General features: G+C 46.4%; 15 protein-coding genes. 6 read left to right on the top strand and 9 right to left on the bottom strand.

The genetic code is table 11. The features are described 5' to 3' along the window. Positions 1–1,463 precede the first annotated feature (1,463 nt). The 6 genes from U0033_RS25640 to U0033_RS25615 form a co-directional block, all read right to left on the bottom strand. The gene (locus U0033_RS25640; protein WP_072360579.1) at positions 1,464–2,102 is read right to left on the bottom strand and encodes a polysaccharide deacetylase family protein; all 639 of its coding nucleotides are present in this window, start codon (positions 2,100–2,102) and stop codon (positions 1,464–1,466) included. Between the two features lie 269 nt (positions 2,103–2,371). Beyond that, entirely contained in the window at positions 2,372–4,516 is a 2,145-nt protein-coding gene (gene fusA, locus U0033_RS25635) for an elongation factor G (protein ID WP_072360577.1), read from the bottom strand. A 363-nt stretch (positions 4,517–4,879) separates the two neighbouring features. After that, the gene (rpsG, locus tag U0033_RS25630) at positions 4,880–5,347 is read right to left on the bottom strand and encodes a 30S ribosomal protein S7 (protein WP_072360575.1); all 468 of its coding nucleotides are present in this window, start codon (positions 5,345–5,347) and stop codon (positions 4,880–4,882) included. 32 nt (positions 5,348–5,379) lie between these two features. After that, positions 5,380–5,760, bottom strand: coding sequence for a 30S ribosomal protein S12 (gene rpsL / locus U0033_RS25625; protein WP_012789278.1), 381 nt, complete (start codon positions 5,758–5,760; stop codon positions 5,380–5,382). Positions 5,761–5,894: 134 nt separating this feature from the next. Then, entirely contained in the window at positions 5,895–6,185 is a 291-nt protein-coding gene (locus tag U0033_RS25620) for a hypothetical protein (protein WP_072360573.1), read from the bottom strand. Between the two features lie 321 nt (positions 6,186–6,506). Beyond that, entirely contained in the window at positions 6,507–7,625 is a 1,119-nt protein-coding gene (locus U0033_RS25615) for a branched-chain amino acid aminotransferase (protein ID WP_245801763.1), read from the bottom strand. Between the two features lie 169 nt (positions 7,626–7,794). Between U0033_RS25615 and U0033_RS25610 the strand changes: the two genes are divergently transcribed. From U0033_RS25610 to U0033_RS25585, 6 genes are all read left to right on the top strand, one after another. Further along, positions 7,795–8,292, top strand: coding sequence for a hypothetical protein (locus U0033_RS25610; protein ID WP_072360569.1), 498 nt, complete (start codon positions 7,795–7,797; stop codon positions 8,290–8,292). Between the two features lie 15 nt (positions 8,293–8,307). After that, the gene (rdgB, locus tag U0033_RS25605) at positions 8,308–8,883 is read left to right on the top strand and encodes an RdgB/HAM1 family non-canonical purine NTP pyrophosphatase (protein WP_072360567.1); all 576 of its coding nucleotides are present in this window, start codon (positions 8,308–8,310) and stop codon (positions 8,881–8,883) included. Positions 8,884–8,895: 12 nt separating this feature from the next. Further along, a complete protein-coding gene (locus tag U0033_RS25600; RefSeq protein WP_072360565.1) occupies positions 8,896–9,336 on the top strand; it encodes a thioesterase family protein in 441 nt (146 codons plus the stop codon). Between the two features lie 9 nt (positions 9,337–9,345). Beyond that, positions 9,346–9,927: a nitroreductase family protein gene (locus tag U0033_RS25595; RefSeq protein ID WP_072360562.1), complete on the top strand. Its 582-nt coding sequence runs from the start codon at positions 9,346–9,348 to the stop codon at positions 9,925–9,927. 142 nt (positions 9,928–10,069) lie between these two features. After that, entirely contained in the window at positions 10,070–12,583 is a 2,514-nt protein-coding gene (locus U0033_RS25590; protein WP_072360560.1) for a mechanosensitive ion channel family protein, read from the top strand. A gap of 281 nt (positions 12,584–12,864) precedes the next feature. Continuing rightward, complete coding sequence (locus tag U0033_RS25585) at positions 12,865–13,026, top strand: phosphatidate cytidylyltransferase (protein ID WP_072360902.1); 162 nt, start codon at positions 12,865–12,867, stop codon at positions 13,024–13,026. Between the two features lie 129 nt (positions 13,027–13,155). On the opposite strand, the gene U0033_RS25580 is transcribed toward U0033_RS25585, so the two are convergent. From U0033_RS25580 to U0033_RS25570, 3 genes are all read right to left on the bottom strand, one after another. Beyond that, positions 13,156–13,503, bottom strand: a complete 348-nt coding sequence (locus U0033_RS25580; protein WP_072360558.1) for a GIY-YIG nuclease family protein — start codon at positions 13,501–13,503, stop codon at positions 13,156–13,158. 89 nt (positions 13,504–13,592) lie between these two features. Further along, positions 13,593–14,663 carry a glycoside hydrolase family 76 protein gene (locus tag U0033_RS25575; protein WP_218164024.1) on the bottom strand — a complete coding sequence of 357 codons (1,071 nt, stop codon included), beginning with the start codon at positions 14,661–14,663 and terminating at the stop codon, positions 13,593–13,595. Positions 14,664–14,730: 67 nt separating this feature from the next. Further along, positions 14,731–15,864, bottom strand: coding sequence for a glycoside hydrolase family 76 protein (locus U0033_RS25570; RefSeq protein ID WP_072360556.1), 1,134 nt, complete (start codon positions 15,862–15,864; stop codon positions 14,731–14,733). Between the last annotated feature and the right edge of the window lie 6 nt (positions 15,865–15,870).

Raw genomic sequence — 15,870 nt, 5'->3', positions numbered from 1 at the left:
GACGCAGGGGATCAATTTGTAATGGTTCATTTCATTCATTTTAAGGCGCTTGTTCATTTCATTCAGTGACCCAAAATGGACCGTTCATTTTTTGTAAATCCATACGCAAACACAGCCCCCAATCCCCCACCCACACGCACTCACCAGCCCTTAACCCAGCCGTTCATTATAAAAAAAAGCCTCCCCGGTTCTCACCAGGAAGGCAATAAGTTGGAAAATGCCTTTTGTTGCGTTGTACATTTTCCGTGGAATCAGTGGCGTAATAAATTACAGACCACCCAGCAGAGAATTCAACAATGCTACGATTGTTGCCAGTAATTGGTTCAGCAGATCCATCGTTATGGTATTTCACTGGTTACACCTACTCTATCTATGGTTTTCGGCAATCCCATTCCCTAAAATTAATGAGTAGAAATAAAACTACATCCGTTCATTTCATTCATTTTCAATTAGTTCTGAATACTCCGTTCAACCATCCTTTTTTCAGTATTCATCCCCACATTTTTCCCCACATAAACCATTTACGAACATCTAGCCCCCTACCGCATGCCATTTGCCTACAATAGCACCTTCCCCCAGGCACCAGCCGCCAGGGGCCGGAACAATGGCCTGCCACTACATTGCAACTAAAACTGAACACCCTATGAACAGATGAGCTGTCCAAATCCACCCACAAATAAAACCATGCACGAAAAACACCACTCCCCACCAGGAATAAAATCCATTATCAAATAAAACCATGCAGGAAAAACAGCACTCCCCAACAGGAATGAAATCCTTTTTCAAATAAAAACATGCACGAAAAACAGCACTCCCCGCCAAGAATGAAATCCATTTTCAAATAACAACATGCACTGAAAACAGCACTCCCCGCCAGGAATGAAATCCATTTTCAAATAAAACCATGCACGAAAAACACCACTCCCCACCAAGAATGAAATCCATTTTCAAATAAAAACATGCACAAAAACACCACTCTCCACCAGGAATGAAATCCATTATCAAATAAAAAGGCCCTGGCAAGCACCAGGACCTTCAAGCTTTTAAAATTGCTTCGGGAAATTACAGGCTACCGAACAGCGTATACAAGAACTTAGTCAGCGCTGCGAGAATAGTTGCGGTCATAATCTTAATTTTCAGAGGGTAAACGCCTACTCTATTTTAAAACTGGTTTTCGGCAATCCCAGCAAACGCCCGTGGCGGCATCTTCTTATATAAAGATAATCGTCACCCTGCTTATTCCCTCCGTTCATTCTATTCATTATCAACCAGTTCATTCAAAACGTTCAAAATAAAATACCAGCTCTACCCCCATTCGTAAATGCCCCACTCCCATGATTCCTTCCCCAAAAACCTGCATTCGCCTCCACCAGGCACCTCGCTCGCTTAGAATATTCCAGCTTCTGCACATGCTTATCAGCAGGATAATAACATCAGGCCCCCCTAACTACAATCTCCCCCCCTCAGTCATCACTAAGTTGCTCCTGCAGCCATTCAATATGAGGCATAAACTGACCCTTGCGGCTCAAATATGATAACACGCTGTCCAGTCTTGCCGCCAATCCGGGATTTCCCGCACGCGAAATGGACTGTGTACCCAGTTCCCGGCTGGAAAAGTGCAGGGAAATCACAGGCGCCCTGCCTAAAAAGAACTTCGTCACCCACAACGGACGTACAGAACCTGCATAAATTTCATAGATACCGCCCTCTATGGTCATTGGCTTCACCTGTTGACCACCCGAGTGATAAAGATACCCCGCCGCCTTCAGCGCGCTATAATCGGGCTTTGTGCCGACCGGCATCCGGCAACCGTATATACGCTTAGCAATTACCTGCTCCAGCGTATTTCTTTCAATGTTACCAAAGGCAGCTATTTCATGCCTGCGCGCCAACTGACGAACCATTTCGGGATAAGCCTGTGCCCAGGCCGCCGTAATAAAAAATGTGCCCCTTAGCTGGTACCTGTCCAGGATAGTTAATGCTTTGTCCAATCCTTCCCGGGAGACCTGCAGCCTTTCTTCCCGGCCAGGTTCCTGACCTTTTCCTGCCTGCAAACTCAGTTCTTCCAGATCGATACCGATCAATATACGGGCCTTATTCATCCGGTTTAAAAATCAGCTTTAGTACAGAGATAATGTTGGATATATGCTACGCTATATCAATGGATGCGTTATTGAATGCAGGCCCTTCGCCAAAGGTCCTTTCTCTTTACCAGGAGTAAAATGCAATTGATAACAGCATCTCCTGCAAGGGCAGGATGTGCATAAAACGTTGAGAGGAGGTAGACTTGTTACAATTGGCTACAAACAAAAGTCCCGTTCCGGGAAGACCGGAACGGGACCATATTTCAATCAGATTCTAATCATGCTGATTATGCATTCACTTTACCTTTTGCCTTTGCCATTTCTTCTTCAGCAACAGCGTTTGGAGCAGGTGAATAGTGAGAGAACTCCATGATGGAAGTAGCACGACCGGAAGACAGGGAGCGCAGCTGAGTTACGTATCCGAACATTTCTTTCAGAGGAACTTTCGCTTTAATTACCTGTACACCGTTTCTCATTTCCATACCTTCCAGCATACCACGACGACGGTTCAGGTCACCTGTTACGTCACCCATGTATTGGTCTGGGGTCTGAACTTCTACTTTCATGATTGGTTCCAGCAGTACTGGTTTTGCTTTACGACCTGCTTCACGGAAAGCTGATCTTGCAGCCAGTTCGAAGGATACTGCATCGGAGTCAACGTCGTGGTATGAACCATCGAACAGACGAACTCTCAGGTTATCCAGCGGGTAGCCTGCCAGTACACCCTGGCGCATAGCAGACTCGAAGCCTTTCTGTACCGGAGGAACGAATTCTTTAGGGATGGAACCACCGAAGATATCGTTGATGAACTGGAATTGTTTTCCGTCGTTCTCTTTCAGCCATTCTGGATCAGCAGGGCCGATTTCGATCTGGATGTCAGCGAATTTACCGCGACCACCTGTTTGTTTCTTATAAACCTCACGGTGTTCAACCTTCAGTGTGAATGCTTCCTTGAAAGCAACCTGAGGTGCACCCTGGTTAACTTCTACCTTGAACTCGCGACGCATACGGTCTACGATGATTTCCAGGTGAAGTTCACCCATACCGCTCAATACGGTCTGGCCGGTTTCTTCGTCAGTTTTAGCTTTCAGGGTAGGATCTTCTTCTACCAGTTTAGAGATAGCCAGACCCATTTTGTCCATATCCGCCTGAGTTTTAGGCTCGATAGCGATGTGGATAACTGGTTCAGGGAAGGTCATAGATTCCAGTACGATAGGATTTTTCTCATCGCACAGGGTATCACCTGTTTTAATATCTTTAAAACCTACAGCAGCTCCGATATCACCAGCTTCGATGAAGTCGATTGGGTTCTGCTTGTTGGCGTGCATCTGCATGATACGGCTGATACGCTCGTTCTTACCTGTACGGGTGTTCAGTACATAAGAACCTGCATCCAGGTGACCGGAATAAGCCCGGAAGAATGCCAGACGACCTACGAATGGATCGGTCATGATCTTGAATGCCAGTGCAGAGAATGGTTCTTTTGCATCTGGTTTACGTTCGATCTCTTTACCATTGTCAGGGTCAGTACCTTTAACCGCTTCGATATCTACTGGTGAAGGCAGGTAACGACATACGGCATCCAGCATTTTCTGTACACCTTTATTTTTGAAGGAAGAACCACAAAGCATTGGGATGATAGCGATATCGATCGTTGCTTTACGGATTGCTTCGTGAATTTCATCTTCAGAGATAGTGTTAGGATCTTCAAAGAATTTCTCCATCAGCTTGTCATCGTATTCAGCAACAGCTTCTACGAGTTTAGCTCTCCATTCTTCTGCCTCATCCTTCATATCAGCAGGGATTTCGATTTCCTGGTAAGTAGCACCCTTACCTTCTTCGTCCCAGATGATACCTTTCATGGTGATCAGGTCAACCACACCTTTGAAAGTATCTTCAGCACCGATAGGCAGCATCAAAGGAACTGGGTTAGCACCGAGCATTTCCTTCACCTGTTTTACCACGTTCAGGAAGTCAGCACCAGCACGGTCCATTTTGTTTACGAAACCTACACGTGGTACACGGTAACGGTTAGCCTGGCGCCAAACGGTTTCAGACTGTGGTTCAACGCCGGATACAGCGCAGAACAGAGCTACCAGACCATCCAGTACACGCAGGGAACGCTCAACCTCAACAGTGAAGTCCACGTGACCTGGAGTATCGATGATGTTAAATTTATATTCTTTTGTATCTGGCTGGAGCTTTCCCTGAGTAGTTGGGAATTTCCAGAAACAGGTGGTAGCAGCAGATGTGATGGTAATACCTCTTTCCTGCTCCTGCGCCATCCAGTCCATGGTGGCTGCACCTTCGTGCACTTCCCCAATCTTATGGGATTTACCTGTGTAGTACAGGATACGCTCTGTGGTAGTGGTTTTACCCGCATCGATGTGCGCCGCAATACCAAAGTTTCTCTGAAATCTTAAGTCTGCCATAATATTAAAATGACTGTATAATAATGCAATTTGGGGGGCAAAGGTAATTCATTTTTGCTAATAAATAAAACAAGCAACTTTGCCAAATTGTTATTTCAGCAGCAGAATACTTTTTTTTGACCCTTTGGTTACAAGGTTTAAAAATTAAGCCGGTGCGGTGGTTTGAATAATTCCGGCATAACAGGGTCCGTAAGTAATGCTTAAAGACCTACCGGTGACGGCGCTACTGATCCCGGGAATGCATGCAAGTTCAACACTGGCGAAAAGGGCATATATGAGAAAAGGAAAAACATCCCCTAGTATAGCCCAGAGGATGTTTCCCTTATATCTTTATAAACCATCTACCGTAAAACGGCAGTAGATTTAGATCCTGAAGTGGGAGAATGCCTTGTTAGCTTCAGCCATACGGTGAGTATCTTCTTTCTTCTTGAAAGCAGCACCTTCACCTTTAGCAGCAGCTACGATTTCAGCAGCCAGCTTCTCAGCCATGCTCTTACCATTCCTTTCACCTGCATAACGGATCAACCATTTCATTGACAGGGAGATCTTTCTGTCAGGACGAACCTCAGAAGGGATCTGGAATGTAGCACCACCAATACGACGGCTTCTAACCTCTACAGCAGGAGTTACGTTTGTAATCGCTTTCTTCCACACTTCATAACCATTATCATTGGTAATAGTGCTCACTTTGTCGATTGCATCGTAAAATATTCTAAAGGCAATGCTCTTTTTGCCCTGCTCCATCACGTTATTAACAAACCGGGTAACCTGTTTGTCATTGAAGCGAGGATCTGGAGCCAAAGGCATCTTTTTCGCAGCTTGCTTTCTCATTTATTTGGAAAATTTCAAGTAGTTATTATAAATTATTTCTTAGCCTTTTCCTTTTTGGTACCATACTTGGAACGGCTCTGCTTTCTGTCTTTCACACCAGCAGTATCGAGGCTACCACGAACGATGTGGTAACGTACACCCGGTAAATCTTTTACCCTACCACCACGGATCAGTACGATAGAGTGTTCCTGCAGGTTGTGTCCTTCACCAGGGATATAAGCGATCACCTCTACTTTATTGGTCAAACGCACCTTTGCAACCTTGCGCAGTGCAGAGTTTGGCTTCTTAGGAGTGGTTGTGTACACACGTGTACAAACACCGCGACGCTGAGGACAGCTATCTAAAGCCCTGGACTTGGACTTAGCCCGGATAATTTCTCTTCCTTTTCTTACTAATTGTTGTATAGTAGGCATTCTACCTAGATTTTTTTTCTTGTCGGTTTACAATGACATCCAAATCGCCCAGAATGGGAATTTGGGAGGGCAAAGGTAACACGCTCCTTGTTAATAACAAAATGTTTTGAACATTTTTTTGAAGGAAATCCTCGTCAGCTCCCATGAAGTTCCCTGACTATTTCGCTCCATTCCATGTCCGTTGTAGATTCTGGCGTATTTCGGCCCGCTCTGCTGTACCAATACCGGGCGTTTCCCCGGTCACCTTCTTTCCTGTGGAGGTAGGCATGAACCCAGGCAGCAGTATCATCTCCCAGATGTTCGATGATATCATGTGCCATTTGCCAGTCACCTTTTCCATCCCACCACAAAGCCTTCAAATAAGGAGAAATCCCCTCAGGAGGGGCGGCCTGATCCAGCGACGCGATGAAAGTTGCCATGGTCATAGGCGGCGAAGGTACAAAATTACAGCGTGATTTGGGTGGTTTTGAGGAATAGAAAATTGAAATGCAGCTCAGCTACCAGTCCATCAGGTGAATAACCGGCTAATTTCCCGGGCATAAACCGCAGATATCCCGCCTCTTTAAAGATGCGGCTTATAGGCGGCTTATAGGCGGGATATCTGCGGGTTATCTGCGGGTTATCTCCCTTTTTAAAGCGTACAAAAAAAGCCCTCATTACAATAATGAGGGCTTTTTGCTCCTGTTACATAAAAGAGAAAGACCATCTACTCTCGCAGATGGCCTTCCAATTCAACACAACTAAGACTATTTTGAGTAAGTTCCTACTTTGTAATTCCAGTGATGGGTGTCTTCCGCCTTACCAGTACGGATCGCATCCAGTCTTTCCAGCAACTCGTTCCCTACCTCATATTTGGTAGGATCCAGCCGGATCCGGTGCTCTTTGTAATCCAGTTCCTGCACATATGCCACGCTGGCAGCTGTACCGGTACCAAATACCTCGCGGAGGGTACCCGCCTGATACGCTTCTACCAGCTCCTCAATGCTCACCGGCCTCTCCTCTACTTTCAACCCCATATCTTCCAATACAGACATCACAGCAGCACGTGTAACCCCAGCCAGAATCGTGCCCTGATTCAAATCCGGCGTTATGGCAGTGTTACCAATTATAGCAAACACGTTCATCGTACCGCATTCCTGTAAGTATTTGAATTCCAATCCATCTACCCACAAAATCTGATCGTATCCCTGCTTGCGGGCCTGCATAGTAGGGTACATAACCCCGCCATAGTTACCCGCTGCTTTTGCAGCACCCACCCCACCAGGGAAAGCACGAATATATTTATCCTGCACCAGTAATTTAATAGGTTTATTAAAATACGGACCGGATGGCGAGTTAATAATAACAAATTTATACGTATCTGAAGGCCTTACACCAATAAATTCATCAGCGGCAATCATAAAAGGACGCAAATAAAGGGAACAACCATCATTGGTAGGTACCCAATCCCTGTCCAGATCGATCAAAAGCTCCATCCCGCCTATAAAAAGCCATTCCGGCACCTCTGGCATCCCCATACGCTCCGCAGAATTGTTAAAACGCGCATAATTATCGTATGGACGGAAAATCATCGGCATTCCCTCCTGGTCTTTGTAGGCTTTGATACCCTCAAAAATAGCCTGCCCATAATGCCAGGCGGCGTTCGACGGACTCACAGACAGGTGGCCGAAAGGCAGGATCTCTGCATTCTTCCACTCTTTACCGTCAAAATCTGCCACCAACATATGGTCGGCATATTGCTTCCCGAAGATAAGGTTATTGAAGTCTATTTCCCCAATCCTTGAATTCTTTGTTCGGGTCACCTTAATTTTTTTTAAGGCTTCTTCCCCTACCTTGTTTACCATTTGTTTATCTACTCCCATCATAAAAAAGTGCTGTTAATTTGTTTTGGATGTATGATATGTTGGCGAAATCTAAAGTCGGAAATCGCTCATCTAAAAATGAATACACTTAAATTTGCTCACGTCGTCAGATGCAAATAAAGCAAATTTTTCCCCAAAGGGGGCCATTACATTCAATTTAAACTATATATGCATGTCTTTTGATCAAGTACAGCTGGACCCGTACTTTCTGGCCAGGATCTACACCCAGCCTATCATACCGGGGAAAAAAGCACCTGTTGCCACAACTCCTGCTGTCGTTCCGGACGTGAAATTTTTAGGTGAAAATCAAAAAAACATCGCGCTGTTCATACAAAATGAAGGAGAAGCGTATTTAAATGAAGAATTATTTAACCTCCTCACGAATATCTTAAATGCCTGTAAACTGGGTATGCAGGATATAGCCCTGATAAATGTAGCGCATTATCCTGCCATGTCCTTTACATCCTGGCAGTCTGCCATAAAAATGAAGCAGGCGGTGCTTTTTGGCATCTCTCCTGCTACCATGGGCCTGGAAGATTTTCCCCTCTACCAGGTCATTTCTGCCAAGGGCTGCCAGCTACTCAACTCTGACGACCTCTACCCTATTTCCCAGGATAAAATGATGAAGGGCAGGCTGTGGCAGGGCCTGAAACAATTGCTGGGGATTTAAATCTAACTTGCATTCATGAAGCTAGTATTCGCTACCAACAACGAAAATAAGATAAAGGAAATCCGCTCTATGCTGGGCGACGAGTTCGAAATCATCACCCTCCGCGAAGCCGGCATCGACATCGACATCCCGGAACCACACCCTACCCTCGAAGAAAATGCCCGGGAAAAATCTGTGACCATTCATAATATGACACAGCAAAACTGCTTCTCTGAAGACTCCGGGTTAGAAATACACGCCCTGAACGGCGCTCCCGGTGTTTTATCCGCCCGCTATGCAGGTGAACAGAAATCTTCTGAAGACAATATCGATAAAGCCCTTTCCGAAATGGAAGGCAAAACCGATCGCCGGGCACAATTCAGAACCGTTATCTCCCTGATCCTCGATCATAAAGAATACCAGTTCGAAGGCACCTGCCCCGGCACCCTGCTTACTGCACGCAGGGGAGGCAAAGGTTTTGGTTATGATCCCATCTTCGTACCCGATGGTGCAACTCTCAGCTTTGCTGAAATGGACATGGCCGGCAAAAATGTATTCAGCCACAGGGCCAAAGCATTCCAGAAACTGATTGCCTTCCTGAAGGCTCACTGATAATATAAACCAATGGCTAGAGTAAAAATTGAGCTTCCTGAACAACTGGATTTTCACACCCAAGTTCCTGTAAGGATTGGGGATATCAACTATGGCGGTCACGTAGGAAACGATGCCATTCTCTCTATTATTCACGAAGCACGCCTTCGCTTCCTGGCCAACTTCGGGTTTGGCGAACTGGATAAAGATGGTCAGGCAGGCCTTATCATGGCCGATGCCGCCCTCGTATACAAAGGGGAAGGCTTTCATGGCGATATCTTTGACATCGCCGTAGGAGCCGCCGATTTCACCCCATTTGGATTCGATCTCTATTACAGTATCACGACCATCCGCGGGGAAAAAACAATCCCGATCGCAGCGGCAAAATCCGGTATGATTTATTTTGATTACCAAACGAGAAAAGTAGCCCGCCTGCCCGAAGAGTGGAAACAAGCTCTTTCACCTGTTAAATAAATATCGCGCATGGACTTTGAGCAATTGAAGAGCATTATCACCAATCGCCGGAATATTAAACCGTTTGCAATGAATGGCAAGCGCATTCCGGACGGGCAAATTCAGGCTCTCCTTGAACTGGCTGACTGGGCCCCTACCCATGGTTATACCGAACCATGGTACTTCCCGGTGTTTGGCGGCGACGCCGTTAAAACGTTTTGTGCAGCTCACGCTGAAATGTACAAAGCAAATACTGCCCCTGAAAAATTCATTTTGGGCAATTATGAGAAACTGAAAACGCAGGGCGACCTGGCCTCTCATGCGATCGTACTTTGTATGAAGAGAAGTAACAAACCGGGTATTCCTGAAATTGAAGAAATTGCTGCAGTAGCCTGTGCAGTACAGAACCTGTGGTTAGGTGCTACCGCCCTGGGCCTGGCTGGCTACTGGGGTTCCGGTGGTATGACCTACTCTCCTGCCATGAAAGATTATCTTTCTCTGGGTGAGGATGATAAGGTGCTGGGGATTTTTTACCTGGGTTATACTGATGAACCCATACCTGAAGGCAGACGCCTGAAACCCTTGTCTGAAAAAGTGAAGTGGGAAAAATAATTTTCTGCTACGGTACTATGGCAGGTTTGGCCAGTAACCAGCCCTGATTAATCCCGGCAGAAAGAAATCCGGTACTCTTATTGATGTGGCTTTGGGTGATCACAACTCACTCAAAGCCATATTCTTTTTAACCGGCTAATACATGAAGGTCAGATTAACCTTACTCCTGCTATTCTTGTGTCATGTGGCTTTGCTGCACGCACAAAGCCCCGCTACCCGGCGCCCCTACAATGCTACTAAACCCCTGGACAGCGCTACCCTGAGCAAGATCATTTCACAACAGGTGAAAGACAGTTCCTCAGGCAAATCCAGGCTCCACCTTTCTGATACCTCGGTGGCGGTGTTGATTACACGCCTGGAAAACTATACCCTCATGCTCAATGAGGTCATGAGTATCCTCAAACGGGGCCTCGATACCACTGAAATAAGTGAACGCCTGCCACTCATCGATTCTTCGCTCAATGTAGTGAAGCGGGATATTACCGCATTAGGTAGTACCCCGAATGTAATGGACCTGTATACCAACAGGGTGCTTCTCGTACAACTGGAATGGCGACTGAATAACTGGCAAAACCAGTTATTCAGATTCTATGATAAGCTGGTGAACATCACCGATACCCTACAACAGTTGCGAAGAGATACCACCATGCGGGATATACCGGCAGAGGACGAGTTGCGGGATATCTATGTGGGGCAGATGGCCACGCTGATCACCAAGTGGAGACAAGTAGATAGTGCGAATAAACGGAACCTGTTATTCTTAGGCTTATTACAGAATAAAGTAGCAAAGCGGTATTTAGAATCGACCAATTTACTGGAGGATATGGACTTCCAGTTGTCGGGATACAGTACACGGATGTTCAATAAAGACTTTAGTTATCTCTGGGAGCCACCCTTACCGGGCAAGAAGGGCCCGAAATTTCTATATGTGCTTAAGCGCTCAGTGGCGAAAAACATACATGTGCTGCAGATCTTTTTTATGATCCGGCGGCCGATGATTGCATTCTGGTTGCTGGCGGCCATCGGGTTTGCATGGTGGGTGATGTCGAATATCAGGAGGATCAGGAGAGATCATGTGGGGTCGGAAGCAGAAACGATATTGCAACAAACCAGGTATGTAATTGTACATCCGGTAGCGGGTACTTTGCTATTGGTGTCCACTTTGTCTGCCTTACTAAATATTCAGTACCCGATATTATTTATAGAAATTACCTGGGGCATAGCGGTGATCTGCGTGTCTGTTATTGTAAAGAAATACCTGCCCGGGCATTTGTTCAGAAGGTGGTTTCTGCTGGTGTTGCTCTTAGCCCTTTACTGTGTGAATAACCTGTTGATCCAGGTAACGTTCACGGAGCAGTGGGGCATTTTTACGGGGGCGATACTGGGGGTGATATTGGGCTATTACCTGTTGCATAGCATAGCGCAAACGAAATTGCCATTGCCCAAATATGCTAAACATGCCGTGTGGATCCTGATTATAATGAGCGCCTTGTCGCTGTTGCTGGTGATCATGGCAAGAGTGACGGCAGCTAAAATATTTGGAGCAGCGGGGGTAGTGAGTATTACGATGTCGCTGGCAATTGTGCTGAGTGTAGAAATATTGATGGAAGCCATTTACCTGCATGTGGAGGCGAATAAGCATTCGAGTACGTTTGTGTCTTTCCTGGATTACCAGCATATCAAGGCACGGTTAAAATCGATCCTGTATGTGATAGCCACGGTGGGGTACCTGATGCTGGTAGCGAGGAACCTGTATGTGTATGATACGCTGTATGAAATGGTGGCGGATATGCTGGTGGCCGAAAGAAAGATCGGCAGTTTTGCGTTTACCTTTGGTGGGGTGATTGTGTTCCTGTTGATTATCTGGATCTCCTCGGTGCTGAGCCAGTTATTAACATTCCTGCTGGGCTATACAGGGAATAATGTGCCGACCCGGAAAGGATGGGGATCATATATGTTGTTATTAAGATTGGCGATATTGGGGGCAGGTGTGTTATTAGCCTTTGCGGCATCGGGTATACCGCTGGACAAACTGGCCATTGTAGTGGGAGCCCTGGGTGTAGGTATCGGGTTTGGCTTGCAGAATATTGTGAATAACCTGGTATCAGGGATCATACTGGCTTTTGAGAAGCCGATAGAGGTGGGTGATACGATTGAGTTGGGAACACGTACGGGTGTAGTGAAGGAGATTGGTATCAGGTCCAGCAGGATTTCGGCGGGAGATGGATCGGAGGTGATAGTGCCGAATGGGGAGCTGATAGCGCAGCAGTTGGTGAACTGGACATTGAGTAGCAGGTCGAGGAGGGTAGATATTAGTGTAGGCGTGACGTATGGTGCAGATATTAATAAGGTGATACAGGTGATGAAGCAGTGTTTGCAGCAGCATGAGGGTGTGATGGGAGCTCCGGAGCCCACGGTGTTGCTGAGTAATTTCAGGGATGGGGCAATGGATTTTCAGGCTTTCTTTTGGATTAATGACCTGGGGCAGGCGGGGAGTATGAAGAGTGCAGTGCTGACGTCGATTTATGCTTCGCTGCAGGAGGCAGGGATTACGATAGCGCATCCCACGCCGCAGCAGGTGCAGATTAATATGGACCCGATGTTTTGGCAGCAGCAACATCCACCAGGCCCGCCCATAAATCCATCGGCACCGTAAAACGCCCCGTGCTTGCGTTTTCAAAGGGCCTCTTATCCTTTTGACAGCAGCTACTTCAACAATGATACACTAAGAGTGGAAAACCTGCCACGCCAGCGCAGGAAAATCCCCCTCATAGCGTAAAGCTAAACGTATTCATGGGTAGCCATATTATTATCAAACGCCCGGATCACCTATCTGTTGATATGAACTCACTCCCCCTGGACCTTTACCATAGTAAGGGTCAATGCATGATTACATCTGGCACACTGTATGATATACCAGTTGTTAAAGCGAAGATTATGAAAAACTTACAACTTGCATTACTGGGTTTTGCCATCATGCTGTTAAGCAGCTGTGAAGTAGTAGGCGGTATTTTTAAAGCCGGCGTATGGACAGGAATTATTGCTGTTGCTGTTGTGGTGTTCCTGATCATATTCCTGGTTTCACGCGGCCGGAAATAGAGAATCGCTGATAAGGCCCCTGGCAGAGGATAAACCCCAGGCGTGCACTGGAACGAAGTAAGGGAACTACTGATAGGAAATTCAGCAGGGATAACACCCCAAACCCCGATGGCAGCAGCGAACGCACTATCAGGAGCTCATGTGCCCTCCACCAACCTCCTCGGCTATCAGCGTACGACCAGCAGCTTCTGCAGAAACAACCGGCCCGTTGATATACCCATTGGCATAAAACTCCTCCTTAATGCGAGACCAGATCCATGCGCGGCCCTTGCCTGATTTGAGCAGCCATTCATGCTTCATAGCAGAAATCTTATCATCGAAGTTCTGCAGGTAAATGACCTCCCATGGTCTATACTGCAGGGTGCCTTTCTGGCGCCCATGCACATTGTGAAAGTGAAATCTTTTAATAAGATCAGTCGTGTGTCCGGTATAGATCTTCTGGTACCTACGGGAAAAAAGGATATAAACGGTGTACATATTAATGGTTATGCCATGAAACACAAAAGGTTACCCTGTTTTGGAGGTAACCTTTTGTATTCCTGTATTTCATAGTGCAACAAAGATACTTATTTTATCCGGGCAAGGCGGGCATAAATTTCCATCATACCAGTCTGACCTAATAAATCTTTGTCCGTACGACGGCCTACCAGTCCGCGTTGATCGCATTCGGTAGCCCATACTTTGTCGGCATCTTCCTGCATTGCATTGATATACTGTCGGTTACCATCCACAGCATACAATGCTTCGTATCCTCTGAGCAGCACAGCGTTGAACCAATATGAATATGGAAACCTGCCCTGACGGAAGAAATGAGCATAACTGCCGGCTGCTATATGCTGCGCAGCTTCCAGGTAATGCTTATCTTTTGTAATGTGATACAGTTTGACGTTAGATTCCAGCATCGTACCCGCATTATAGGTATAAGCAGCGGAGTCTATTTTCAGCGATGGCACATGGATCATATCATAATAATAGCCTTCAGGTGCCTGCAGGTATTTGTTAACCCAGTTGTACAACAGCAAAGCTGTGTCGAGATAGCTTTTCTGATGGGTAGCATCGTACAACTGTAGGGCTACCAATACGCCCGGGCCATTGGAGCAGGTGTTTTTGCCACCCTTATCTCCTTCTTTCCAGTATAAACCACCGCCGGATATGGTATCAAAACCCGTCATCATAAATTTATAGATTTCCGTGGCTTTTTCAAGGTACCATTTTTTCTTTGTGCGCTTATACGCATCCAGGTAGGCAATGGCGATCCACTGATTGTCGTCATAGAACCGGTCGCCGCCCTTTTCTTTTACAACATAAGAGTCGTAGCCGGGAGCCGGTGCTTTCTTGTCGTAATAGGCATTGATGGCAGTGACAACGGTAGGCATGTAGTTTTTGCCCGGGTGGATGGCTTCCATTTCATTGGCCGCCTGGATTAAGCCACACAATGGCCAGAGGAAGGAATGAGGATTTTCATTCTTCTCTTTGTTGGTGGTTTCGTAGTAAAGTTTGTTCTGAGCGTCATACAGGTTTTTAACAACTGCTGACCATAGGGTATCTGCATGGGTTTTGTTGGCAGATGACTGTGCAGAAACGAAAAGGCCGCTATGTAGGCATAGCAGCATCATGAGACCTGAGTATTTAAACATGCTTGTGGATTTTAAAATCTCCGGCCGAAGCCGGAGATCTAAAATTAATCAATCAATTCGAGTTCTTTTAATCAATCAGCCCCAGTTCTTTTAACCTGGCAACTGCTTCTATCAACATTGATCCGCTAAGCTGGGTAGTCAGATCTGTAGTAGTCGCCACTGTTGTCCAGTTGGTATTAAATATAACCTGTGGACGGGTAGTTCCCTTTAACCACAAAGTTTGTGCATTCAACAGGAGAGAATTGGCAAATTTTGCCTGGTCGGTGCTGGAAATACTACCATCTGTAATGAGGAGCATCAGGTAGCGTACCAGGATCCCTTTGAAGAGACCACCATCTCCCCCACCCTCATCCTTGAAGATGTTATTGCTGGTGAAATCACTGCCCAGGGAATTATTAGCAGTTCTCAGGGCATCGGCCAGGTAAGTAGCATCCCCTGTGAGCTTGTACAACTCTACTGCGGCACCAATAAACACGCCCTGGTTATAGGTAAACTTCCAGGCCTTGTTTGTACCACTGGCATCCAGGCCATCCCATACCAAACCCGTCGTAGGGTCTACCAGGTTATCCTTTTGCCACTGATAGATTTTCCTGGCCCAGTCCAGGTCATCGCCTTTATGGTCCAGCTGGTAAAAGCGGGAGGCGATGATGCTGGCGGGCGCATTGGCGGGCGTATTCTTGTTTTGACGGTCCTTGTTCCAGTAGATACCACCTCCAAATGTATCATCCCATCCACCTTTTATATCATTCCACAGGGTGGTAGCAGCAGTTTTGTACCTGGCGTCACTGGTTGCTTCGTATGCACGCAGACAGGCCAGGGTCATCCATTCCATGTCATCATAGAAGTGATTGATGATGGTATTACCATTCTTTACCTGGGCACCATCCAGCAGCTTATCCATACGGGCTTTGATAGTAGCATCACCTGTACGCAGGTACGCATCTACCAACAGATCCAGTGCATGCGCATTGGGCCAGTAGTTGAAAGTCTGATCACTGCTATTGTTCTTGTTAAAGTAATTACCACTCTGGTTGTACCAGCCACTGATCAATGATTTTTCAGTAGAATCAGCGATAGCAGGCCAGTTATATACATAACTCACCGCGCCTGCGCCAGGGCCGGGACCATCGTCCACAGGCTCTTTCAGGCAGGAGGTAAATCCTGTGATGAGTAAGGTGCCAACAATTATTAATTTGCGCATAATTCA

Source organism: Chitinophaga sancti, assembly GCF_034424315.1.
Classification (GTDB): Bacteria; Bacteroidota; Bacteroidia; order Chitinophagales; family Chitinophagaceae; genus Chitinophaga; species Chitinophaga sancti.
This window is presented reverse-complemented; position numbering and strand designations above follow the sequence as displayed.